At 42.7% G+C, this 23,174-nt stretch carries 26 protein-coding genes; 5 read left to right on the top strand and 21 right to left on the bottom strand.

The features are described from left to right. The coding region (locus QUB04_RS30445; protein WP_333290348.1) for a hypothetical protein at positions 1–256 on the bottom strand (256 nt) is incomplete at its 3' end. 12 nt (positions 257–268) lie between these two features. Here QUB04_RS30445 and QUB04_RS30440 point away from each other — a divergent pair. Together QUB04_RS30440 and QUB04_RS30435 are read left to right on the top strand one after the other, a co-directional pair. Beyond that, positions 269–814, top strand: coding sequence for a transposase (locus QUB04_RS30440; protein ID WP_333290346.1), 546 nt, complete (start codon positions 269–271; stop codon positions 812–814). A gap of 172 nt (positions 815–986) precedes the next feature. Further along, complete coding sequence (locus QUB04_RS30435; protein ID WP_333290344.1) at positions 987–1,238, top strand: DUF2281 domain-containing protein; 252 nt, start codon at positions 987–989, stop codon at positions 1,236–1,238. 89 nt (positions 1,239–1,327) lie between these two features. On the opposite strand, the gene QUB04_RS30430 is transcribed toward QUB04_RS30435, so the two are convergent. The 14 genes from QUB04_RS30430 to QUB04_RS30365 all read right to left on the bottom strand — a co-directional run bounded on the left by QUB04_RS30430 (position 1,328) and on the right by QUB04_RS30365 (position 13,372). Beyond that, on the bottom strand, positions 1,328–1,600 hold the full coding sequence (locus QUB04_RS30430; protein ID WP_333138219.1) for a type II toxin-antitoxin system RelE/ParE family toxin: 273 nt from the start codon (positions 1,598–1,600) through the stop codon (positions 1,328–1,330). Continuing rightward, positions 1,597–1,800, bottom strand: coding sequence for a hypothetical protein (locus QUB04_RS30425; RefSeq protein WP_333290342.1), 204 nt, complete (start codon positions 1,798–1,800; stop codon positions 1,597–1,599). The genes QUB04_RS30430 and QUB04_RS30425 overlap by 4 nt, the downstream gene beginning before the upstream one ends. Positions 1,801–1,840: 40 nt before the next feature. Continuing rightward, positions 1,841–2,023 (bottom strand): hypothetical protein, encoded by a 183-nt coding sequence (locus QUB04_RS30420; RefSeq protein WP_333290340.1) that lies wholly within the window; start codon positions 2,021–2,023, stop codon positions 1,841–1,843. A gap of 162 nt (positions 2,024–2,185) precedes the next feature. After that, positions 2,186–2,482, bottom strand: a complete 297-nt coding sequence (locus QUB04_RS30415) for a hypothetical protein (protein WP_333138225.1) — start codon at positions 2,480–2,482, stop codon at positions 2,186–2,188. Further along, on the bottom strand, positions 2,482–2,892 hold the full coding sequence (locus QUB04_RS30410) for a hypothetical protein (protein WP_333290338.1): 411 nt from the start codon (positions 2,890–2,892) through the stop codon (positions 2,482–2,484). The genes QUB04_RS30415 and QUB04_RS30410 overlap by 1 nt, the downstream gene beginning before the upstream one ends. A 9-nt stretch (positions 2,893–2,901) precedes the next feature. Next, positions 2,902–3,129 (bottom strand): hypothetical protein, encoded by a 228-nt coding sequence (locus tag QUB04_RS30405; RefSeq protein ID WP_333290336.1) that lies wholly within the window; start codon positions 3,127–3,129, stop codon positions 2,902–2,904. Beyond that, on the bottom strand, positions 3,107–3,397 hold the full coding sequence (locus QUB04_RS30400) for a type II toxin-antitoxin system RelE family toxin (RefSeq protein WP_106150292.1): 291 nt from the start codon (positions 3,395–3,397) through the stop codon (positions 3,107–3,109). The genes QUB04_RS30405 and QUB04_RS30400 overlap by 23 nt, the downstream gene beginning before the upstream one ends. Next, complete coding sequence (locus QUB04_RS30395) at positions 3,394–3,672, bottom strand: hypothetical protein (protein ID WP_333290333.1); 279 nt, start codon at positions 3,670–3,672, stop codon at positions 3,394–3,396. The genes QUB04_RS30400 and QUB04_RS30395 overlap by 4 nt, the downstream gene beginning before the upstream one ends. A 354-nt stretch (positions 3,673–4,026) precedes the next feature. Next, positions 4,027–5,538 carry an Hsp70 family protein gene (locus QUB04_RS30390; RefSeq protein WP_333290332.1) on the bottom strand — a complete coding sequence of 504 codons (1,512 nt, stop codon included), beginning with the start codon at positions 5,536–5,538 and terminating at the stop codon, positions 4,027–4,029. A 38-nt stretch (positions 5,539–5,576) separates the two neighbouring features. After that, on the bottom strand, positions 5,577–7,502 hold the full coding sequence (locus QUB04_RS30385; protein ID WP_333290330.1) for a hypothetical protein: 1,926 nt from the start codon (positions 7,500–7,502) through the stop codon (positions 5,577–5,579). Positions 7,503–7,557: 55 nt separating this feature from the next. After that, complete coding sequence (locus tag QUB04_RS30380; RefSeq protein WP_333290328.1) at positions 7,558–7,950, bottom strand: hypothetical protein; 393 nt, start codon at positions 7,948–7,950, stop codon at positions 7,558–7,560. Between the two features lie 104 nt (positions 7,951–8,054). Continuing rightward, positions 8,055–8,600 (bottom strand): hypothetical protein, encoded by a 546-nt coding sequence (locus tag QUB04_RS30375; RefSeq protein WP_333290326.1) that lies wholly within the window; start codon positions 8,598–8,600, stop codon positions 8,055–8,057. A 21-nt stretch (positions 8,601–8,621) separates the two neighbouring features. After that, positions 8,622–11,810, bottom strand: a complete 3,189-nt coding sequence (locus QUB04_RS30370) for a helicase HerA domain-containing protein (RefSeq protein ID WP_333290324.1) — start codon at positions 11,808–11,810, stop codon at positions 8,622–8,624. A 95-nt stretch (positions 11,811–11,905) separates the two neighbouring features. Next, complete coding sequence (locus tag QUB04_RS30365) at positions 11,906–13,372, bottom strand: tetratricopeptide repeat protein (protein ID WP_333290322.1); 1,467 nt, start codon at positions 13,370–13,372, stop codon at positions 11,906–11,908. A 374-nt stretch (positions 13,373–13,746) separates the two neighbouring features. Between QUB04_RS30365 and QUB04_RS30360 the strand changes: the two genes are divergently transcribed. Then, positions 13,747–15,390 (top strand): ATP-binding protein, encoded by a 1,644-nt coding sequence (locus QUB04_RS30360; protein WP_333290320.1) that lies wholly within the window; start codon positions 13,747–13,749, stop codon positions 15,388–15,390. Positions 15,391–15,575: 185 nt separating this feature from the next. Here the strand turns inward: QUB04_RS30360 and QUB04_RS30355 are convergent, their stop codons facing one another. Next, the gene (locus tag QUB04_RS30355; RefSeq protein WP_333290317.1) at positions 15,576–16,556 is read right to left on the bottom strand and encodes an ABC transporter ATP-binding protein; all 981 of its coding nucleotides are present in this window, start codon (positions 16,554–16,556) and stop codon (positions 15,576–15,578) included. Between the two features lie 110 nt (positions 16,557–16,666). On the opposite strand from QUB04_RS30355, the gene QUB04_RS30350 reads away from it, so the two are divergent. Then, positions 16,667–16,855: a hypothetical protein gene (locus tag QUB04_RS30350; protein ID WP_333290315.1), complete on the top strand. Its 189-nt coding sequence runs from the start codon at positions 16,667–16,669 to the stop codon at positions 16,853–16,855. 152 nt (positions 16,856–17,007) lie between these two features. Here the strand turns inward: QUB04_RS30350 and QUB04_RS30345 are convergent, their stop codons facing one another. Then, positions 17,008–17,937 carry a phosphoribulokinase gene (locus tag QUB04_RS30345; RefSeq protein ID WP_333290313.1) on the bottom strand — a complete coding sequence of 310 codons (930 nt, stop codon included), beginning with the start codon at positions 17,935–17,937 and terminating at the stop codon, positions 17,008–17,010. A gap of 5 nt (positions 17,938–17,942) precedes the next feature. Further along, on the bottom strand, positions 17,943–18,146 hold the full coding sequence (locus QUB04_RS30340; protein WP_333290311.1) for a hypothetical protein: 204 nt from the start codon (positions 18,144–18,146) through the stop codon (positions 17,943–17,945). A 728-nt stretch (positions 18,147–18,874) separates the two neighbouring features. Between QUB04_RS30340 and QUB04_RS30335 the strand changes: the two genes are divergently transcribed. Continuing rightward, positions 18,875–20,008 (top strand): adenylate/guanylate cyclase domain-containing protein, encoded by a 1,134-nt coding sequence (locus QUB04_RS30335; protein WP_333290309.1) that lies wholly within the window; start codon positions 18,875–18,877, stop codon positions 20,006–20,008. Positions 20,009–20,118: 110 nt separating this feature from the next. Here the strand turns inward: QUB04_RS30335 and QUB04_RS30330 are convergent, their stop codons facing one another. The 3 genes from QUB04_RS30330 to QUB04_RS30320 are packed head-to-tail and all read right to left on the bottom strand — an operon-like array spanning position 20,119 to position 22,995. Further along, positions 20,119–21,762: a GTP-binding protein gene (locus QUB04_RS30330; protein WP_333138257.1), complete on the bottom strand. Its 1,644-nt coding sequence runs from the start codon at positions 21,760–21,762 to the stop codon at positions 20,119–20,121. 35 nt (positions 21,763–21,797) lie between these two features. Beyond that, positions 21,798–22,721: a transposase gene (locus QUB04_RS30325; protein ID WP_333138259.1), complete on the bottom strand. Its 924-nt coding sequence runs from the start codon at positions 22,719–22,721 to the stop codon at positions 21,798–21,800. Then, positions 22,678–22,995, bottom strand: a complete 318-nt coding sequence (locus QUB04_RS30320; RefSeq protein WP_333138261.1) for a hypothetical protein — start codon at positions 22,993–22,995, stop codon at positions 22,678–22,680. Before QUB04_RS30320 ends, QUB04_RS30325 begins: the two co-directional genes overlap by 44 nt. Positions 22,996–23,174: the final 179 nt, after the last annotated feature.

Below are 23,174 nucleotides of genomic sequence, written 5' to 3'. Positions count from 1 at the left end.
CGATCGTCAAGCGGGTAGGCGATCGCGCCAAATATACCTGTAGGGGCAATCCCACGCCCGGTTGCCCCCTCAGCGCCAGGGCGGGCACGGGGGCACCGCCCCTACGGTAAAATCGATTGAGCAATGGCACGATCGTCAAGCGGGTAGGCGATCGCGCCAAATATACCTGTAGGGGCAATCCCACGCCCGGTTGCCCCCTCAGCGCCGGGGCGGGCACGGGGGCACCGCCCCTACGGTAAAATCGAATTGATATCACAAGGGAATTATCATGAAGTACGACGCTGCTAAACATCATCGGCGTTCTATTCGCCTTAAGGGATATGATTATTCTCAAGCGGGAGCTTATTTTGTCACTATCTGCATTAATGGTGGTTTACATACATTAGGAGAAATCCGCAATAGCCAAATATATTTGAGCGAACCAGGGCTGATGGTGCAAACTGTGTGGAATGAATTGCCATTGCATTATCCAGGTGTAGAAGTGGAGGCTTTTGTGTTAATGCCAGATCACTTTCACGGAATTATTATTTTGACGCCAGACAATATTTCTGGCGAGAACCCTCAGAAACCCATGACATTGCCAGATGTGGTTCACCGCTTCAAATCGCTGACAACTGCTAAATACCGGCATGGTGTTGCGAATTTAGGCTGGACACCTTTCCCCAAAAAATTTTGGCAGCGTAACTATCACGAACACATTATTCGCGATGAGGAATCTTGCGAAAAAATTCGTGAATATATCCTCAACAATCCAATCGCTTGGGAAGATGAGCCTTTGCATCTAGAAAAATACCACCCCCAACCAGATATGTAGGGGCGGTGCCCCCGTGCCCGCCCCATCTGGATGTAAGGGCAACCACAGATCGATCGCACTTTTTGAATTAAGGGCGATCACACTTTTTTGAATCCCAGATGAAAACTGACACGAAAAAGCCGATCGCTATTGCTTAAATAAAATTTAACGACAGTTTATTTCTCACCAGATTATGACTATCATTGAACAGATTTACGCGATCGTCAAAACCCTTCCCGAAAACCAAGCTAGCGAAATTCTCACTTTCGCTGAGTTGATTCGTGCCAAGTACCTGAATGAGAACCAATCCACCGACACAGTAGGTTCTTTAACTCCTTCGACAGAATTGGTTTATTCCCTAGCTGGAACATGGGCCGAAGACTTTCCTACTCTGGAACAGATTCGTGCGGAGTCGGGGGAAGACATCTTGCGGGAGAGCTTTTAGATGTACATTTTGGATACAAATACATTAATTTACTATTTCAAAGGACAAGGACAAGTTGCCCAAAACATTCTGCCATAGTAAAAACAGCTTTATGGTGGAAAGTAGCGATAAATATCTTTCCGGTGAAGCACCCTGGCAAAAGTAAGAGTTTCGCCATCAAAATAAAAACCTATTCGATAGTCTCCAACCCGAAGCCGATACGCATTATCATCACCTTTCAATTTTTTTAAGTTAACAATTGTTTGTAAATCATTACTATTGGGAATTTCCGCAAAAGCAAAATCCTTGATTTGCTCAAACACAGGCGTACTTTTAAGAGCTTTTAAATCTTTCAAAAAACTGGGTAGATATTCGACTTTCATTCACTTTCCAGTTCTGCAAGTGCTTGCTGTAAATTTAACGGGTTTTCATTTTTTACTTCGCGCATAGCCTGGAGAAGTCCTTTATCTTCGATCGCTTCTAGGAAATACTGATAGTCGGTATAATCTAGAATAACTTGACTAATGTTGCCTTCGGCATCGAATATCAATTCTTTAGCCAGTGGATAGTCTTCTATTTTCATACACTTTTATGGTGAGATGAGTTATGAGGGAATGATGCTTCTATTTTAACAGCGATATCTCAGAACCAGATGAAGGGCGATCGGGTATGTTGGTTATTGGGTCTAATAAAATTTGTCCGGCTTCGTTGACGAGAACGCGATACTCTGTTGACTTGGGTTCGAGGTTTAAACTGAGGTGTCCTTGTGGATCTGTGCTGATTAAGTTTTTCAGAATCCAAAACATATCTTTCAGCTATTATAAAGTTGGGTAAAACTCGGTTGGTTGAGTTTTAATTAATTATAACAAATTAGATGTTGTTTGTCTATTCTGATTTTAAGGGCGATCACTCTTTTTGTCGTAAGGGCGATCGCACTTTTTTGAACCACAGACGAGCGCTGGTTTTTGTCAATTTTGCAGAATGTATTGACTGATAATATTTTTGAGTTCTTGAGGAGCTTCTTTGGCAATCGCCGCTCCTAAATCTGGACGCACAACCCACCACCAAACCAGTTGTTCTAAACGATCGGGAGGATTTTCATTAGGACACAATTCGATCGTACTTTCATTGACACCAATAATGTTAGCACAAAGGTCATTAGCAATGCTAACACGAGCGTCTAGATTTTCAAACTGTACGATGTCTTGCCAGCTAATTTCATTGGGAATAGAATTGAGGATTGATTGGATATCTAGAGTCAGCATTAAACTGTTCCTCCGAAAGCTATAATAACTCTAATGCCAAAGTCTTGTTGTTCTGCAAAAGATTGAGTGCTGAGCCACCCTCTCACGGTTAGAGTATTCGTACCTGTTAATTCAGGTTGGACGGAGTTGTAGAAATTGGTAATTTCCTGATGAATTGACCCAGTACCGTGTTCTAGCCGGACGAGATTGCCTGTATTGTGTATTGCTTCTGCCCCGAATCTCTGTAAATTTGAGGTTGTTTGCCCAACTATATGATGCCACGCTAACCCCGCTCCTGCCACCCCGATCGTTCTTTTAAATTCACCAAAAGTTTGAAAGCCTTGTCCGGGTGTTATGGGTGAGATGACTGTCCTTGATTCGAGTTCTCTAGCTAGTCGTCTCGCTATTTCTCGTCGAGTTTCGTCGGTCATTTATGCGAGTTAGCTTTCACTGCTGTGATTTAATTTTATCATGGATGAAGGGCGATCGCACTTTTGGTCGTAAGGCCGATCGCTCTTTTTAGCAACCGCAGATGAACGCCGATGGATGTGGATGGGGGAAAGGCGATCGCGCTTTTTGTCGTAAGGGCGATCGCACTTTTGACCAACCGCAAATGCAAGGTGATGAACGCGGATATATCGCCACTTAAGGATGAGGCGTAATTGCAATAACTGTAATAACTCCTTTCTCCGGGCCATAATACCAGAAAACTCGAAACGCTGCTGGGGTTTTGTTTTCGACATAGGCCTCAAATACTTCCTCTTCATTAGGGCCAGATAATGTATCGTATTTATGAGTTTTCAAGCTGGGATGGCGTAAATTAGTTGCCATTAATCCCAGTGTTTTCAGCACTTTATTGTATTTTTTAGCATCGAGTTCCTGAAGATTAACTAAGCTATCTCTAGCTGAGGAAGAAAATTCTATCCGAAAATTCATTCCTCTTCAATCTCCAAATCGGCATATTCAGAAAAGTCACCCAAATCATGTACTTCACCTTTAGCGGCTTGCGCGAGGCCGCACTTAACGGCGGCTAATACTTGGGGGTTTTGCCACAACCACTGTTCGCGATCGGGTATGTTGGCTATTGGGTCTAATAAAATTTGTCCGGCTTCGTTGACGAGAACGCGATACTCTGTTGACTTGGGTTCGAGGTTTAAACTGAGGTGTCCTTGTGGATCTGTGCTGATTAAGTTTTTCAGAATCCAAAACATATCTTTCAGCTATTATAAAGTTAGGTAAAACTCTCAAGGGTAGAGTTTTACTCAATTATAACAAATTAGATGTTGTTTGTCTATTCTAATTTTAAGGGCGATCGCGCTTTTTGTCGTAAGGGCGATCGACCTTTTTAGCAACCGCAGATGAAGGCGGATGGATGGGGAGGGATTAAGGGCGAGCGTCCTAATCCGAACCGCAGATGAATGCTTTTGTTTACGCTAGTTGATAGCGTGGGGCACTATTTTATCGCTAAGCTGTTGTGCATTTAAATTGAATGTCAAAAAATAATCTAAGTATTGTGGGGTAGGCGTCTCGCCCGCCCTGAATATGCAATTTAAATGCGTGACAGCTTACTCAATATTGCGTTTTTTAATTTCTTCCTGACTGCGCCTAGTTTCTTCGGGTGACATAGCTCCTTCAACTTTAATTGTTGTATTTACTTTCTGCCCAGTTGGAACAAAAATACCAGTCACACCTAGAATCCCACTAGCATCGTAAGCAAAAGTAATTTCTACTTCCGAACCCTCGGGTGAAGGCGGAAGATTTTCTATCAGTGCTGTTCCCAACTGCGTGCAATATTCTGGATCTTTATCTTCTCCTTCCAAAATTTTAATCTCTACAGCAGGCTGATTATCTCTAACAGTTCCATAGCTTTGTGAAAATTTGCAGGGAATCGTACTATTTTTGGGAATAATTACTGAATTTTCTGGTACTCGACGGTCATTGAAACAGACGACTCCTAAGCTATGAGAGCAAACATCCGAAAATTGAGGCAAAACTGTATTGGGAGTAGGAATTGCCTGACCCGATTCAATCGCCAAGCTCTGAGCTAAAATTGCCGCACCTTGAGCCACAACTTCATCAGGATTAACTGTTTTCAGTGGTTCTTTTCCAAACAATTTTGTTAGCCGTTTGCTAACTGCTGGTATGCGACTTGAACCTCCTACTAAGAGAACATCATCAATTTGTTGGGAAGTTAACTTAGCCTCCTCTAGAACTAATTCAATATTCATTTCGGCACGAATTATCAAGTCGTCAATTAAGTCCTCAAACTTAGCTTGAGTAATTTTAAAAGTGGCTTGACGACCTTCTACATCAAGAGCAATTCCCGTTTTAGAAGAGGAAGACAGCCGTTTTTTGGCTGCTTCTGCTTCATTTCGGAGTCTTTGCTTACCAGCTAGAGATTTTAAAGGATCGAATCCAGTTGCTTTTTGAAATTCTTCCTGAAAGTAAGTGATTATCCGATCGTCAATATCTTTTCCGCCGAGTTGATGGTCGCCACCAGTAGCAATTACATCAATTTTTTTGCCATCAACGCGCATGATGGTGACATCAAATGTACCACCCCCAAAATCATAAACGAGCATTGTTTTATTTCGGACTTCGTGGCTAGCGGTAAATTGCATTGCCGCCGCAGTGGGTTCGTTAATAATTTGGAGTACGTTTAATCCCGCAATTTCTCCTGCTTTTTTAGTCGCCATCCTTTTGCGATCGTCGAAATAGGCGGGAACTGTAATTACTGCATCCCGAATTTGGGTATTGAGATAGGATTCTGCATCGTTTTTGAGCTTTTTCAGAATTGAAGCAGAAATTTCTTCAGGTCGCCAGTCTTTTCCCTGTTGGTTTATCAGATAGTCATCACCCATACGACGCTTGATAAATTGCACGACTCGATCGCCCTCTGAGACAGCAACGTTTTTCGCAAAAGTACCGACAGGTATGCTGTTGTCATCATCAAAAAATACAACTGATGGGGTAATTCTCTCGCCTTCACTGTTAGGAATAATTTCAGCTTTGCCATCTTTCATGTAAGCCATTGCTGAAAATGTTGTTCCTAAATCAATGCCAATAACAATGCTCATCACATAATCTCCTATTGAAAATAAGTTAAACAAAAAAACTACCAATTTAGCTCTTCAGAATCACCTTCAAAGCCAGTCGCAGCGTCCAAGGCTTTAATAATCACTTCGTCAAGAGTGTTTAAGAAAATGTTATTTTCTAAAGCCTCATTGACGACTTTTTGTACAGTTTCTTCTCTGAGATTTTCCAGATAAGCTTCTCGGAGACGTTGTTTAGCCTGAACCATCGCTTGAGCGATATGACTCTGGAAATCTAGCTTGAGTTTATTGGCAAGAAATTGATCTGCAATTAGTTGTAATACCTCCCGATTTTTGTTTTTAAACGTTGTTTTGTAACCCTCTAATAAAGTATTGAGGAGATGGGAAGGAAGGGGACATATACAGACTAATTTTCTGATATATGCCAGTTTACCTTCTTGGGTTACTTCTAATAAAGCTGTAACTTCTGGTCGTTCCGTTTGGGGCTGACGAGTGAAGAATAAAATTGCAGGTTTATCAAAGGCACTTCCTTCATCTAATAAAACCTGCATAAATCCTACGCGATTATCTAAACCAATATCAGTAATTTTGCGCTCTATTTCCTGACATATTTTTTCTATATCTAGGGATATTGAGACTTGCACTGGGTTTTCGATCGCCTGACCAAAGTCACTAATTCCTAGCAACATACCATCTGTAGTTAGCTGGTTCAGCAATTCTTCATTATTACTACCATATTTTTCTAGCTTTCCGACAACCAATCGATAAGAATTTTCAACGGGAACAAAAATATCCTGACTTGCTAAGTTTAATTGCTCCAACGTAAACTTTACTGGAGATTCTAAACTATCTAAAGTTTCTGTTCTGAGGCTTAAATACTGACGCTCTACTTCAGCTAAATCATTGACTTGGTGATGATGTTCCTGTTCTATTAACTCAATGTTTTGCTGAATAGATAGTAAATCGGTTGACTCTCTAATTGTATCGCTAATACCTCTTAAAGCTACCTGCTGTTTTACTTCTGCGACAGCTTGAAAAAATTCTAAGCGAGTCGAATTAGCAAAATTTTGAATGGCTTGACGTGCTTTTTTGTCAGCATTCTCTACTGATTGCATTTGTTTTAATTCATCCCATACTAAGGTAAACTCTCGCTCGAAATCGCTTCGCATTAATTCTAATTGTTCGGGGTGTCTGTCTTGCAAGTCTGTTAGATATTCGATTAGGCGCGAGCGCAACTCTTGACCTCTAAAACTAAAAGTTTTTAAACAATCGCAAATAGGATCAATTTTTTGAGTAATTCGCAAGCGATAATCCATAAAAAAATGGGCATACTCAGATTGAGTAGATCGCTCTTTACCAAGCAATCTTTCTACTTCCGATGAGAGGCTTTGTTTAGCTTGCTGCAAATTTTCTACAGTCTGGGGAGAGTAGCGATCGAACTCATCTCGCAAGCCCTTAATTTGAGTGTAATAACGAGACATTAGCAACTGACTATCAGCCGCTAAATATTGCAATCCTTTAAGCAATTTAGCTCTGGAATTACCCACATTAACTGCTTCATCGTAAGTTTTGGCAATTGCTGCAACTAATTTAACCTCTTTGGCTAAAATCTCGGTAGCATGGACAATTCCTTGATAGCGACGCTGAAAAACAGTTTCAATCGCTTTATAAAAATCATGGTTATCAATTAAAGCAGTCAAAGTTTTAAAAAAAGCAGACCATTCTGGTTCTATTTCATTTTTGATATCTTCTTTTAGAGCATCTTCTGGAAATGCCAAAGGCTTAAACGTTACTTGGTAACGGTTATGAAAAGATTGCACTAGATTTTGTGCGTGTTGGGTGGGAATAGAAAAGCCATAGTTAGCGATCGCATCAACCGATGGTTGGATATCCCTAATATGGATTTTACCCAAAGATTTTTTATGTTCTGCCAGTAACGCCGAGGATATCTGATCGTAGTATTTGTTGAATAGGATGGAAAAGAACATAAAACTCCTACAAAGGTAATGTTTAAATATCTGTTATCTGGCTAAGACAACTTCCTTATTCAGATGGCGGCCATAACCCTTCATTGGTTAACTCTCCTGTAAATCGCTCCCACATCCGATCTAAATGCTCTCCCATGTTATAGTCTTCCACCATTTCAAACTCCATTGAGTGTACAGATATTCTAGGTTTGCCAGTTTGCTCATCAAAAATTATCTGACCATCATCTCTCCTCTCTGGTGTACCGAATAAATGCCCTTTTTCATCTATGGTGAAGGGATTGTCTATGGAGGTTTTAACTTGAACCCACCACTTTCCATTTTTTTTGAAATAATGGTCATGTGCCACAGTTTCAAATAGTTTTTTTTTCTCTTCTTCAGACAACATCTTTTCTTCAGATAAAATGTTTTTCTCTGGTTCAGATAAGATACTTATCTTTTCTCCAGACAAGAGAATATTTGGAGTGTGAGACCGATCTAACTTAACCTTGTACCAGAGACCCGGAGGGCATTGCCTTGCTTCAGTATATTTGCCCAATTCAGCTCGCTGGGATTCTACTTTTTTTCACTTCGACCTAGAGTATTTCTAGACTGATGCTTAAAGCGAGCATTTTCCTTCCGTTGCCTAGATAGCTTGGCTTCTTGTTCCAGTTCTGCTTGGGTTTTTTCTATGTCTTGCGTTTGGTCGCTAAGAAAATCGATTTCGCTTTTCTTGGCTTGCTCAGCTTTTTCAATAGCTGCCCCATCAGATCCCACGGCTTTAGCTTCTTTGCTCAGAGGCTTCAGCTTTTCTAAATCTTGCTGGTCTGCGGCAATTGCTCCTTCAAAATCCTCCTGCTTTTCCTCAAGTTTTTCCTCAACTTCCTGAAGTTCTTCCTCCGCTTCTTTGTATTTACGCTCTATACTAGCCTGGATTTCCAGTACAGCACGTTCACTAGCTTTATCTCCCTCTTCTGTGGCTGAGCCTTTTAGTTCTTCAAACGCCGCTTTTGTGCGCTCAGCAAACTTGGCTAACACCTCAAGGTTTTCACTGGCATCGTCTCCCTCTTTCTTGAGACCTGCTATATCTTTTTTAATCTCGCTCTGCTTCTTGATACCCATTTTTACTTCCTCCCACTGAAATCATTGATTAGATTGATACTTTGCTTGGTATGCCCGGTTTATTTCTTCATTCAGTAGACCGATTTGGTCGCTCATTTCATAAACCTCATCTTCTAGTCTTAACACTCTCTCCTTGAGATAGGGTAATTTTTTTTCTTTCAAACCGGCAATCATTTCTGTTATTGCATCAAAATACTTACCAAAATTCATTCTGATATTTTCTAGATCGTCGTAAAACGAGATCGCAGCACTTTCGGCAATGTATTGCTCTATGCTTTTTTTGAGCATTTCAGCTTGTTGTGAGTAGTCGGTAAAATACTCCTTGACTTGAATGAACAATTTTTGTAGCAGGCTGGCTTGCCAAGCATCAAACTTTTTTATCCCGTCGATTTTGGCTAGACAATCAACCTTGACTTGCCCCAATTGCTGCTGAAAAAATTGCATCTGCAACTGACCAGATTGTATAGTTTGGTTAGCCAGAACCTCGCTATATATGCCTTGCAGTCGCAAGGAATTCCAAAGTTTTTCGACTTGGGTGTTGAGAGAATCAATTGCAGCAGTTAAATTCTGTTCTAACTCCTCTAGTCCTTCGGACATTAGAGTGACTTGTTTAATGATATCCGCTTCAAATGAAACCGCAAATGATTGTAAAAGTGACTTGTTGGCGCTAACTGCTACCGAACATTTTTGAGTCAGCTTATCTAACTGATTTTGTACATCCCTCACATACTTACTCACCTTCTGTCGGTGCAGGGATTCTTTAGCAGCGATCGCGACCTGATAAAACTCCTTATCCCTCACACAATCTACTAACTCCTCATCCGTTGGCGGTTCCTCAATTCCATAAATTAACTTAGTATTAGGTTCTTTAATGCGAACTGGTTTGTAAGTCCCTTCCATAAACAGATAAGCATCTCCCGGATTTGATCTTGCTAAATCCTCTGATTGAGTACCAGTCAAAAGCATGGATTGTTGGAGAATTTCGCGATCGTCACCTGATACAGTTCTATGAGCTAATTTTACGTTGGTATTTTTAATTACTTCTGGTGAAACCGCGCTAGGTAACTGATCGGCAATAATCATTCCTTCTCCCAAAGCTCTCATTTCTGCCAACATTTTGACAATATATTTGGTAGCTTCCGCTTTCGGATTAGATGCACCATCTTCTCCGCTTGCTTTAGCATCAGTACCAACAATATTGTGGGCCTCCTCAATTACTGTAATATGCTTCAACGGACTACCAGATTTGCGTGTCACCCGCGCGTATTGGCGCAGAGTCGCTAAAATAAACATTGTCATTAAATTAGCTTGCTCCTCATTCAAAGAATCCATCTCCAAAATCACTGGATGTTCCATTAAAGTTGCAATATCGGGAACTGAGGTGCGAGTATTTAGCATATTGCCAACGCTACGTCGCAGTAACCCACCAATTCTGACTTCTAAAGCAGTCTTGAGGTCGCTTTTGATATCAGATGAATATTGTTTAGAATCTAAAATTTCTGTAATTTCTAGATACAGTTCTTGCATTGTGGGAAATTCTCTTTGTTGGCGCATCCCATAGTCTGCGGTATCTTGGGGTTGCCATCCAAGTTTTGCGTAAACTTGCTCGATCGCCTCTGCAAGTAAAGCAGGCATCGGACCAAACAAAGGTAACGCCCCTTTAAAACAAGCCTCTAAAGTTGAAATGTGTTCATCTAAAGTAGTTTTGCCGTAGAAAGCAAAAGGATTAAATCTAAAAGGACAAACTCTTTCATTTCCTAAACTGTAGATTAACAAATCGGATTGCATTTTGTCAATAGATTGTTTTACATTTCTTGTTTTTATATATTGACTTGTACTTGGCTTGGACTCGCGCTTTAATTCCTCTTCTTTATAAGCACACTTTAGCATGGCGCGATACTCCGTTTTTGCAGGTTCAATTACCAAAAATGGAATCCCATGTTCAGTCCAAAGTTGAAATAGCAAATTCAAGACTGCTGTTGTTTTCCCAGAACCCGGAACTCCACAAATAAAAACGTGCTTATTAAAATTGTTCAGCGGCACTAAAGCCTGATTTTGAGATTTTCCAGCTTGCCATCCTAATAAAATAGAATTTTTACAATCTTCTGATTTTAGATCGGTTTCCTTGGGAATACCACTAAATAATACCACTGAATCTGGAATAACAACTTTAAAACAAGCCTGGGCTTCCTCAACTGTAAATAAGCGATGCAGCCGCCTAAACTTGAACCAGGTACTGTTGTCAGCAACCGAGTTCCAGTAATCAGTCCAAACTGCTTCAGGGAATAGGGTTCCTAGTTCAACTGATTGTATGGCTTTGGCAAATCGCGGATCGTTTTTACCAATTCCAATTTCTCGATACAATGGTTGTTCGCTAGATTCTACCCAAAACTCATTCAATAATAGACTGGCGGTGAATTCTTCTTCGGCTAAAACTCTGAGTGAAAATTCATACAAACGACGATTTAGCAACGCCTCTCGTAAATCCTCAAATAGATCGAGTGTTCTTTTGGCGATCGGATCGATAGGTTGATATTTCGTTTCTCCAGAAATCTGTGAAGTTTCTGGTTCATAGGATGTGATGGAGTCCAAACCTCGAAGTAGAGTTTCCAGGGATTTCTGTTCCGTCTCTATCAGCATAGTGGGTTTTATGGCAATCTCAACTACTACTCTTTTTTGATAAGATTCAATTTGAGATACAAAGCCTACTAAATTATTGTCATCATTAGGTTCAAAAGGCTGGATGCAATAGTAATATGAAGGGCTGATATTTTTAGTGCCATCTTTGTTCTTGCGAGGAGCAACCGTTGGCTCGATTTTTTCCTCTTGCTTAATGCCAAAGCTAATAAATTGTACCCAACTTAAATCTAAATTTATGGAACCGACGATTTTTTCAACTTTATAAAAATCTTGCCAAAAAGAACTTTCAAAAATTTTAAAAATTTGTTCTAAATTCTGTTGTGCTAGAGTATCCTCAAAATTAACTCTCACAAAAATTGCTAATTTAAGGTCTTGATTTAGCTCATCAGGATTATAGCTATAAACTAAACTACAAGTCAGGGGATATTGATTGGCAATATTATGCAGCGTGTATAGGAAATTACCCTGCATCTCGGATAGCCGCGATGCCGGATCGTCCCCATACCGAGCATGATATTCTGTTTTTTCCAAATCGGGTAGATGTTTGATTCTATAAACTAATGTTGACATAAGTTAATTTTGGGTACTTTAATTTTGCTTTACTTGTAGAGATGTTTATCTGACATCTCTACATATTTTTGTGTCCCCGCCTATCTAAATTACTGTTAGAACCAATGATATTTATCAAAGTTCATCACATCATTCTTGTTAGAAGCTACCACTGTAGTTTGTGCTATTTTCTCATGCATAAATAACGCGGAACCAAAAAAAGTTGGCATGACTTCTTTACTGGTAACGAAAAATAAATCCCAGAAAATTCTGAGACCTATAAACATCATCCCAATCGTCATACCAATGGCTGCACTAACACCACTTCCCATTTGTCCCAAATGTCCGAACATGGAAAACACAATGATTAGACCAAATACCAAGTAAGCTAAAAAGAAATTAAACGGTTTAATCATGGCTCTAGTAATTAACTGACCTAAGCTGGGAAGTCTCTGATCGTCACTGACAATTTGCATCCCTAATAGACGTTTAATGAGGTCTTGCCCGCCATTTTTATATGCTAGCCATACCCAAGAATAGCCCCAAATTGCCAAGACAACTATGGCCCCCCCAATAGTAGCTAACTGATTAGTACCTCCGTCAATAGCCATTAATGCAAATCCAGGAGAGGCCAAAACTCCATCAAGTGCAAAGCCAAATAACCGATAATAAAAATTCACTCCCAACCACCGCCTTACTTGTATTGAGTTATCACCGATAAATTCCGAAAATTCAATATTATCGCTGACTAATTTTTGTGCATCATCAAAATTTTGTTGAATTTCTTTCAAAATTTTGCGAGCTTGTCCTTGTTTGCCAGAATTTGCGAGTTCAACCACTTCCGATATCCTTTCTGACGCTCGGTCATGAATTACAACGGCCATAAAATACTTCGCCGTTGAATTAGAAGGTTCTTGGCTCAACACTCCCTTGATCAGTGCTTCTGCATCTGCCCAAATTTCATGACCTATGTAGATACTAGCTAAATTTAATTTGTAACCAGAATTATTCGGTTCTAGTTGAATAGCTCGATTAAGCTGAAGAACTGCTTTATCCCATTGCTCATCAGCGGCTAAGTATTCACCAGCATCAGCATACAATTCAGCTTTTTGCGGATTACACCGAATTGCTTGTTCAGCCGCACTGACAGCAGTCCTGTAATCTTTGCCATAGTAATTAGCACGGGCGTATACTTCCCAAGCTAAATAGTCGTTGGGCGTGTGTTGAACTAATTTTTTGCCGCCTTCTACTGCATCTAGATAACGCCCATCATCAATTGATTGCCACAGTTCTAGCAGGGTTGGTATAGCTGCTCCGTCTGGTTGGGGAGGCTTAGTACGTTTCCAATTGGCTAATTCTAGATCGTATTGAGCCTTAGCATCAGGATCGAGAAGTATTTTTCGAGCTTTAGGAATTAAAGCTTGGCGCTGTTCAATCTCCTCACGTTTTTCGTGAGTAGCAGTATTAATACGACCTAGGTTGCCACGAAAAGCATCATTTAGTGCTTTTCGGAGTCTGTCAGTGTCCCACTCAGGTTCGAGACTTAAAAGTTGGTAGTAGTCAACAAATACAGCTACAGCCATTGATAATCTCCTCACAAATATAGTTGCGTCAAAACCAGCAAAGCCCGCCCTGCAAGCCTTCCTAGATATCTATCAGGGCGTTTCTCTGCTTTTTATGCAGTTCGCCCAGTTTTTGTAATAAAACTTTACATTGCTCCAACAGCAGATAAGCTGTATCCCCGATCGCCCGCCAGATGCACCGTCAAACGTAGCTGACAGCCAAACACATCATTTCACAATACTCCACAATCCTGAATCTGTATAGGCTTAACGGCTCACCATTTGGCTCAACATCAAAGGCTCACTTGGCTCATTTGGCTCATTTGGCTCACTTTTTGGCTCACCAAATCATGTAACATTATTTACTAAGGCAGAATTTCCGTAGAGGAGTCCCAATGGCAGGTTTGCTCAGAGCATCCGAAGAAGGGCTAAAAATCATTGACATGGTAAGACGCAATCTCGGATGGAATAAAGCAGATGAGCTCTGGTGTCAGGCTGCTCTCACTTCAAAAGCAACTTTAAAGCGATTTTGGACGCAGCAACCAATTAGACGAGAGACTTTTATACACATTTGCAAAGCTGTAGGTGTGAAAAACTGGCAAGACATTGTTGCGCGAGAAATTCAGGAACCAGAATTACTATCAGCCGCGATCGCAGATATCCCCCAAGACAGTGAAAACGATCGCACTTTCCCCCTCCCCGAAAACTTACCCCCCGTCAGAAATTGGGTACAGCGCACAAAAGAACTCGATATCTTAAAAACTACTATTATTAACTCAGATATCACCGCCATCTCAATAGTCGGATTACCGGGCATCGGAAAAACCAGCCTTGTCAGCCAACTAATTCGCCAACTCCACACAGAAAAAACCCCCTTCACCTGCGCCGCTTGGCAATCCTTGCAATCAGCAACAGGCAAAGCACCCCCCTTCGATCGCACAATTGACTCCCTGCTATTCACCCTCTCCAACGGCGACATTACCGCCGCCGTCAATCCTCAAAATGACTACTTCAAAAAAACCGAAAATCTGCTCAAAATCCTCCGAGAAAAACCTTGCTTACTCGTTTTCGATCGCGCCGACACACTTTTGAAAACAGGAGAGGCAAAAGCGGCTGGTTATTTCGCCGACGATGGTGCAGAATATGCTTGGTTATTCAAACAACTATTAGAAACAGAACATCAAAGCAAAATTATTTTCACCAGTCGCGAAAGCTTAGCCGAATTGCCGTCAACAGTCACCCGCGAAATCCAGCTAAACGGATTGGATCGAGATGCCGCAGTTGCCCTATTGCAATCTTTTAATCTGACTGCAAGTGCAGAAGAATTAGCCGAAATGTGCGATCGCTATTCAGGACATCCCAAAGCCTTACAACTCGTCGCAGCCTTGATTCGAGACGATACCGAGTTTCAGGGAAATGTCGGGATTTTTCTGCACCAGAGAGACTGGTTGCTGATTCGAGACATTGAAAGAGCGATCGATGAAATGATAGCGCGTCTGGGCGACGGCGAGCAAACTTGTCTCAGCCGAATTTCTGTCTATCAAACCTCAGAATATCCGCTATCTTTTGCCGGAATTAGCGCTCAAATGCCAGAAGTTAGCAAGTATGAACTTAAAGAAAATATTATTCAAGCACTCAAGCGCCGACAATTGCTATATTACGATCGCCACCTCAAATCCTATCACTTGCATCCGCTAGTCCGAGAAAAGGGCGAGTATCTGCTAAATCAAAACCCTGAAAATCTCCGTACTGCCCACAGCCAAGCCTATAATTATTATATCAGCATTCCCCTCAAACCTAAATCGGAATGGCAAGATATCGAGGATATTAAGCCCCTAATCAGAGCGCACTATCATGCTTCTCAGGCAGGAGATTTAGATGCAGCCAATGCGATTATTTCTGAAGTCTATGAGTATTTGCGGCAGTGGAATTGTGCAGAGTTAGTATGTGCAAATCTACCGTTGCCATTATTAACTGAAGTAAAAAACATTAGCTTTTCAGAGGCGGGAAAGATGCCCAACCCCTACTCCCCACAATAAAATTAAACTCTTGTGGAACGGGCATCTTGCCCGTTTTCTTATGATTAGTCAGGGCAGGCAAGATGCCCAACCCACAATAAACTTGCTCTGCTGTGGAACGGGCATCTTGCCCGTTTTCTTATGATTAGTCAGGGCGGGCAAGATGCCCAACCCCTACTCCCCACAAGAAATCAGATGTATTGACTTCAACCACTAGAATAAATCCCTCTTTCTTGCAGTTGCTGCATAAAAAACTCTTCCAAACTAGGCTTAGCCAAATTCATCCCAATTAGCTGCCCTCCCGTAGCGCTCAGACTAGAAAGAAACTCCTTCGGCTCGCCCTGCAAATGACCGTACCACAAATCATCATCAACTTCCATATCCGGTATCCATTTTTTCAGGATATTGAAGTGCCCGCCCCTACCTTCAACCCGGTAAGTTTCAGTATTGCCGAGGAGTTCGTCGATCGCACCAATGCAGATTAACTCACCCCTCGCCAAAATTGCCACTCGATCGCAAATCTTCTCCACATCAGACAATATATGCGAATTAAAAAAAATTGTTTTTCCTTGATTTTTCAGCGATAAAATTATCTCCCGCATCTGATAGCGCCCCATCGGATCTAAACCAGACATCGGCTCATCTAAAAATACCACATCTGGATTGTTAATCAAAGCTTGAGCCATGCCGATCCGTTGCAGCATTCCCTTAGAATACTGGCGCAACTGTTTTTTAATTGCCGCCGATTGAGATAGCCCAACTAAGTCTAGCAAATTCGGAATTCGCTGCCGCTGAATCGAGGGGGGAATTTGAAATAACCCCGCCGCAAATTGCAAGAATTCCCAGCCCGTGAGATAATCGTAAAAATAGGGATTTTCTGGCAAATAGCCGACTCGCTGCTTCACAGTGCGATCGCCCAAAGGCCTCCCCAACAGCAGCGCCCGGCCAGAAGTGGGGCGCACTATACCCAGTAAAGTTTTCAGCAGCGTAGTTTTCCCCGCTCCATTTTGCCCTAACAACCCAAAAGTTTCCCCCTCAGAGACAGTCAGAGTGCAATTTTTGAGCGATTCAATTTTTTCATTCATCCAAAAGCCAGTACGGTAGAACTTGCCCAGATTAAATGTTTCCACTACTCGGATAGCTCCGGGCATCTCGGTGGAAGTTGGCGCATCTATAAGAGGTTCCATTTTCGTAAGCGAAATAAGTAGCACCTGATTATATTCTATGGCATAAGTTCAGTAATAATCGCTCTTTTTAATGTTAAACTAATATTACCTGCACTTAAAATTTGCTGAATATGGATCGTTCAAAAATTATTGCTATTATCACTGGGGTGATTTCTATCATTTTAGCAGTTGCCTACCTGCTGCTTGTCACCATCCTCGACTTCCGAGGCGAAATGCTGCCCGCACCTCAAAGTCAGTTGCCAGTCTCCATGCCACTTCAGCAATTAGGCACTGCTAACCCGACTTTGCGACTACATTAGTTATTGGTTATTGGTTATTGGTTATTAATCCTTGCAATAACAACCAACAACTAACAACCAACAACTGCCAACTAACAACTGCCAACTGCCAACTGCCAACTAACAACTGCCAACTGCCAACTAACAACTGCCAACTAACAACTGCCAACTAACTAATAGACATGAATTGCTTTCATCATGTGATATGCAACTAGCAACTGCGTCAAAGCTAGCGGGTAACTTTGCAAAACTTCGCCAGTGGTGCCGATCAGTTTGCCAATTTCCGGGTTGCCTTGGGCGGAGCAAAATCCCCGCAGGTGTGGCAACTCGCTACACAACATCATTTCCAGTTCGTTTACTTGCTCGCTGGTAGCGTGGGAGTCTACTTCCAAAACGTCAACAGGTTTGCCCATATCCCGATCGAGTCCCAAGCGAATTGCAGGTTTAAAGCTCTCGCTGCCTCGACCTAAAATTTCAGTAAAATCAGGGTGAGGAATTGTCGGTCTGAGCACTAAACGGACGCTCAAATTCGATTCATTGTCCGCTTCGGGCGGGTAAAAACTAACTACAACGTCGGCCGATTTGCGCTGAGGACGAATGAAGTCTTCCGAGTCCGGTTCCCGTTTTTTTATTTCTGCAAGCACCTGTTCTTCAGTATAACCGCGCTTCATGATATCGCGCTTAACTTTCCACTGAGTTCGCAACTCTTCGGGAGGAGCCAGATACACTTTTACGTCGTAAGAATCGCGGATTGTTCGGGTTGCGTAACCCAGCAAACCTTCAACTATTACAAATTTGCTGGGCTTGATGTATTCCGGTGGATCGAATGTACCTGTCGTGTGGTTGTAGATGGGTTTGAGAATTGCTTGTCCGGTACGCAGCAGGCTGAGATGCTGCTGCATGATGTCGAGGTGATTGCAGTCGGGATGCAATGCTGTGATTCCGATTTCTGCCCGCTGCTTTCTGTCGTAGCGATGATAGTCGTCAGTGCAAATCACAGTGACATTTTCTGGCCCTAATACTTGGGCAATTCCCCGCGTCAGGGTGGTTTTGCCCGCTGCGCTGTCTCCGACAATACCGAGAATAATTGGTCGATCGCTCATTGTTTTTACCCGGACGCACAATAGCAAATTTTGTTGTCAATCTTAAATCTTATCAAAGTTGTGTTCGATCCGATCGGGAGCATCTCATATTTGTAAAAACACTTATTATGGCTCCTTCCTTCTTCCTCCTTCCTTCTTCCTTCTTCTTCTTTCCTCCTGACTCCTGACTCCTGACTCCTAATTCCAATTTCGAGCTTTGCTGCTTTCATTGAGATGCTCCCGATCCGATCGCTCGGTTCGACCGAAAGCATCCAGGATACAAGCCCCCGGATTCATCTGTGGAGAAATAAAAAACCTGTATCCGATAAAGGAGCCCCCGAATTTATCCGTGGGGTCAATGCTTCAAATCTAAAATCTAAAATCTAAAATCTAAAATCGATTGACTTGAGCCCCCCCGGAGTCTCCCCAATGGGTAAAATTATTGTTATATTTCTTAATATAATGCGGCACAGGAGACTCAGGGAGCATCTGATTAAAAAATCACGCCCATTTCTCAACCGCCCAAGATGTCGATCGTACTTTTGAATCCAACTCTTGTCAGAATTTCGGGCAAATTATCCCTGCAAAGTGTCCGGGTAGTCTCTTTTGTCTTTTGTAGTGCCAATTGCAGCGGTGGGGCTTGTGGGATATTTTTGGTTTCAAAACCAGCCAGCAAGCAGTGCATCAATTCGCCAGTCCATCAATCGACGCCCAGGGCGATCGAATTTATCCGCAATATGAAGTTTTCGCCCCAGCTTTCGCTGTTTTGACAAATTAGTATAATAAATTTGAGTTCAGGAGGCAATCATGCCCTCAGAAACCTGTTTTTTTTCCTTTTGCTTGCCTTCGGCAATGCGTTTTTCTGTGAAAAAAAATAGGTTTGGACGCACCCGTGCGTAATTTATAAATTTAAACAAATCTTAATTTTATTAAGCTTAACTAAGCCCGGAGCAAGCCGATGAATCAACCATATTCAGAAAAATTAAAGGGCCGTGTTTTAATTGTGGATGACAGTCTTAACAACTTATTGTTACTGGAGCTGATCTTATCCAGGAAAGGCTATAAAGTAGAAGCTGCATCTAGCGGGCAACAGGCACTCGATGCTGTGGATTTGGCTCAGCCTGACTTGATTTTGCTGGATATTATGATGCCCGATATGGATGGCTATGAAGTTTGCAGTCGCTTGAAAGCGAGCGATCGCACTCGTGGCATTCCCATTATTTTTCTGAGTGCTGTGGTACAAGCTTCTGAGAAGGTGAAAGCCTTTAATGCTGGCGGGGCGGACTACATTACTAAACCTTTTCAAACCGTAGAGGTAATCGCTAGGGTAGAAAATCAATTGCGGCTGCGGGAACTAGAGTTGCAACTGATGGATAAAAATCTGATGTTGCAGCAGGAAATCGCCTATCGGGAACAGGCAGAAAGGGAAACGCGGTTGCTTTTGGAAACAACCAAGTCTCAGAAAGAAAAAATTGAAGAATTGCTATTAAATATTTTGCCAAAATCGATTGCAGAGCGCTTGCAGGAGGGGCAAAGCATAATTGCTGACAGCTTTTCGGATGTCAGTGTTTTATTCGCCGATTTGGTGGGATTTACGAATTTTGCCTCTCAAAAAACTGCGGCAGAAACGGTGAAAGTTCTGAATCAAATTTTTAGTCTATTTGACGAGTTATCGTTACGGCACGGTTTGGAGAAAATCAAAACTATGGGTGACGCTTACATGGTAGTTGGCGGTTTGCCGGAACCGCAGGAAAATCACGCTTTTGCCATTGCCCAAATGGCACTAGATATGCAAGCTGCTCTCGCTAGCTTCAATGTCGAAAACAATCACAACTTTAGTCTCCGCATTGGGATAAATATTGGTGGCGTAGTGGCGGGAGTCATTGGTTTAACTAAATTTAGTTACGATTTGTGGGGGGATACAGTAAATGTTGCTCAGCGGATGGAATCAAGCGGTATTCCGGGGCAAATTCAGGTGACTCCTGCAGTTTACGATCGTTTAAAAGATAAATTTTGGTTTAAAAAGCGCGGTGCTGTTGAGATTAAAGGTAAAGGAGAAATGATGGTTTATTTGTTGGTGGGGCGAAATTAGTCAGTTGACAGTTGACAGTTGGTAGGGGCGGTGCCCCTGTGCCCGCCCTCTTAGTTGACAGTTGACAATTCCCAATTCCCAATTCCCCATTCCCAATTCCCCATTCCCAATTACCACTCATCGTTTCGTTTGTTGCTGTAAGTTTCCCAATCGTCTTGTTGCGGCGGCTGATACAAGGATTCTGGTTCTATTTCTGGTTCCAATTCGGCTGACATTTCTAATTCGGGTTCCGATTCCTGCTGATAAATGTTCAGAGGTTCGACAACGCGGGCGATCGCATCTTTGACAAATGCTTTGACAAACTCGTCTTTCCGATTTAACTGAAACTGCCTTTGCACAACTTCGGCGATGCCACCGTCGCCCCAATCTTGGTCATGGCGGAAATATTCAATAAAACTTTTCCCGGCAATTCTGGTTAAATAAGCCGCACTGACTGCTTGAATTGCTTTGCCAAGTACAAACCCGGCTACGCTTAATTGCAGCGCCCTTGATACTACTTGAATTACGCCTTCAACTATGCCCAAACTGGCTAGGGTTTTTGCTAGAGACAATGCCAATTCTTTCGCGCGATCGATATTTAATTCGCAGCCGTAAATCTTGGCAATTTCTACTACCATTTGAGCGTTAACTGCTGCTGTCGCTAACAAATCCACAACTGGCAAAGGCGTTACAGCAATTACTCCGGCTCCGATCCACTGAAATCGCTCTACTGCCTTATCAGCTTGCCGCCTTCTTTGAGCGTCAATTAACTTGCGCGCTTGGTCTCCCAAGTGCTGAGATTGCAGCAAAATATTGTCCGCAATTAAGTCTTCGCCTTCGGCTCGCAAAATCGCAGCGACGCGCCGAATTAATGGCATAATATCCGGGTATGGCTGAAAAATTGTGCCGTCTTCTAGGACAAGTTTTTGCGGATTGGCGCTAATTGCTACTACATCCATTGCTGATACAAAACCTTTGACTCGCTGCCGCAGTCGATCGAGAATTTCATCTCTGTCGGTGTCGGGATAAAGGTCAACTTTATTAAAAACCACGATCGACCTTTTGCCAATTTCCGCCAAAGTCCGCAGCGGTTCGTACTCGGATTTGCGTAAATCGCCGTCCAAAACAAATAAGATCAAATCTGCCCTCGCCGCCAACTGCCTCGCCAATTCCTCTCTGTAAGTTCCCGCAACTCCCGCTTCCAAGATGCCTGGGGTATCGGTAATTGCTAATTCTCGATCGATTCCTTTCAATTTCAGAGTGTAAGTTTCCCCAACTTCGGTAGTTCCCATCGGCGCGCCCACCTGTCCCGCCATCCGCCCCACCAGCGCATTCACAGCAGAAGTTTTGCCCGCAGAACCGGTGCCGAAAACAACTACTCGAACGCTGCCGCGAGCCATGCTAGCTTCAATTTCGCGGGCTCTCAACAGCAAAGCTTGCCGCGCTACTTCATCTTGAATACGATCGACTTGTTGCCTGATTGCTTTGAGATTTTCCGAAGCTGCTTCACTTTTCACAACAGGAATTTTCGGAGTAATCGGCCGTTTTCCCTTAACTTTCTGAGGGCGTTGCAGCAGCCTAAAATAGTAAACCAGCGCAAAAATTAGCGTTCCCAAAAGTACAATTATCAGGAAAATTAGCAAATTAGCCAGCAGCGGAGAAGCAGACCACGCAACTTGACTGTAAAGCCCTGTTAAGGAACTCACCAGCCCAATAATCAGCCCCAGGGTGAGGCAGAAAGCAGCAATTAAGGTTAACAGGCGCGGCAAAGGCATGAGGGGAGTGGCAAATAAAAGGGTTATGCTGTAAACTACCCGACACTCATGCTTTGCATAGAGTGCGGGCTTTCAGTAGCCCTCAAGACAACTTCCTGCAAAGAGCAGGACATTATCTCGGAACCTCCGGGCAGGTTTACGATCTGCCCCAATGTAGCAATATTTCTTGCTCCATTCACATCGGCATCGCCAATCCATCCGCATCGCTCATTCAGGCACTCAAACCGCTTACCTTGGCGATTGCCAATCACCTTGCAACAGTGACAAGTTTTGGAGGTATAGCGCGGATCAACCAGTCTTACATCAACGCCAAATTTCACGCCTTTATAGGTCAGGAATTGGCGCAACTGGTAGAACGCCCAACTATTGCTGCGTCTCCGTTCTGTTTTAGACCGTGGCAGTTCATTGGTACGCTCTCTGATTCCGGTCAAGTCTTCCAGGGTAATAGCCTGATTTGATGTCTTGGCTTGCTGGATCAGTCGATAGCTGATGGTATGGTTCAGCCATGTCTGGAATCTCCGTTCTCGTCCACTCAACCGTTGCAAAATCTGTCTCGCCCTTCTACGAGTAGACCTTGTGCCTTTGGACGCTTGACGCTGTAACGAAGCCCGTACACGGCTATATCTGTCTCTGGCTTGTGTTACCTGTTTGCCACTGAATTTCTCTCCAGCAGATGTACAAGCAATGTCTGTGCGTCCCAAATCAACACCCAAGACATCATCAGTCTTTTGTTTCTCTGGTGGCTCAGACTCAAGCTGAATGTTCAGATAAAAGCTACCATCGTTGCGCTTTACCAAAGTTGCCGTTTTGGGGTCTTGTCCTTGCAGCAAGTGTTTTTGGTAATTACCAATGTGCAGCTTAAACTTTTCTCTGCCCTTGAGCATGGTCAAGCTGACCAACCAATCCGATTCGCCTCTATGTGAAAGTTCTCGCGTCGTAAGTGGCAGAAGTGGGGGCAAACTTCTTAACGGGCTTACCCTTTTGCTTTGCCGTTTTGCGATTAGCGCAAACTCTACGAATTGCGTGAATCGTCATTTGAGCAGACAGCCCAGAATGCGATCGCGCTTCCTTGTAAATCAAGGACTGAACAGCAATCTGATTCGTCAGCTTTTCGGGTGTATGGGTGTTCACGTACTCACAGCATTTTGCAAAGGCAGTCAGTACCGCATTCAGCTTTTCAACCTGCTGCTGCGATACTTCCAATTTGCAAGAGAGTGTAAGAACTTGGGACATTTTCAATGTGTGAAGTTTTGCTGTTGTTATTGTAGCGTATTGGCAGCTTTCGGGGTTAAGAACTGCTCGATAATCTCTACCCATACCTGGACATTACTACCATTTTTGTTCAGATATCAGACATAACTGTAACCATCTTTGCGATGGATGGCTTTACAGTAATCGAGCCTTACTGAAAA

This window comes from Microcoleus sp. D2_18a_B4 (assembly GCF_036702475.1).
In the GTDB taxonomy this organism is placed as follows: domain Bacteria; phylum Cyanobacteriota; class Cyanobacteriia; order Cyanobacteriales; family Microcoleaceae; genus Microcoleus.
The sequence above is the reverse complement of the archived record's forward strand: the minus strand, read 5'-3'. Positions and strand labels throughout refer to the sequence as shown.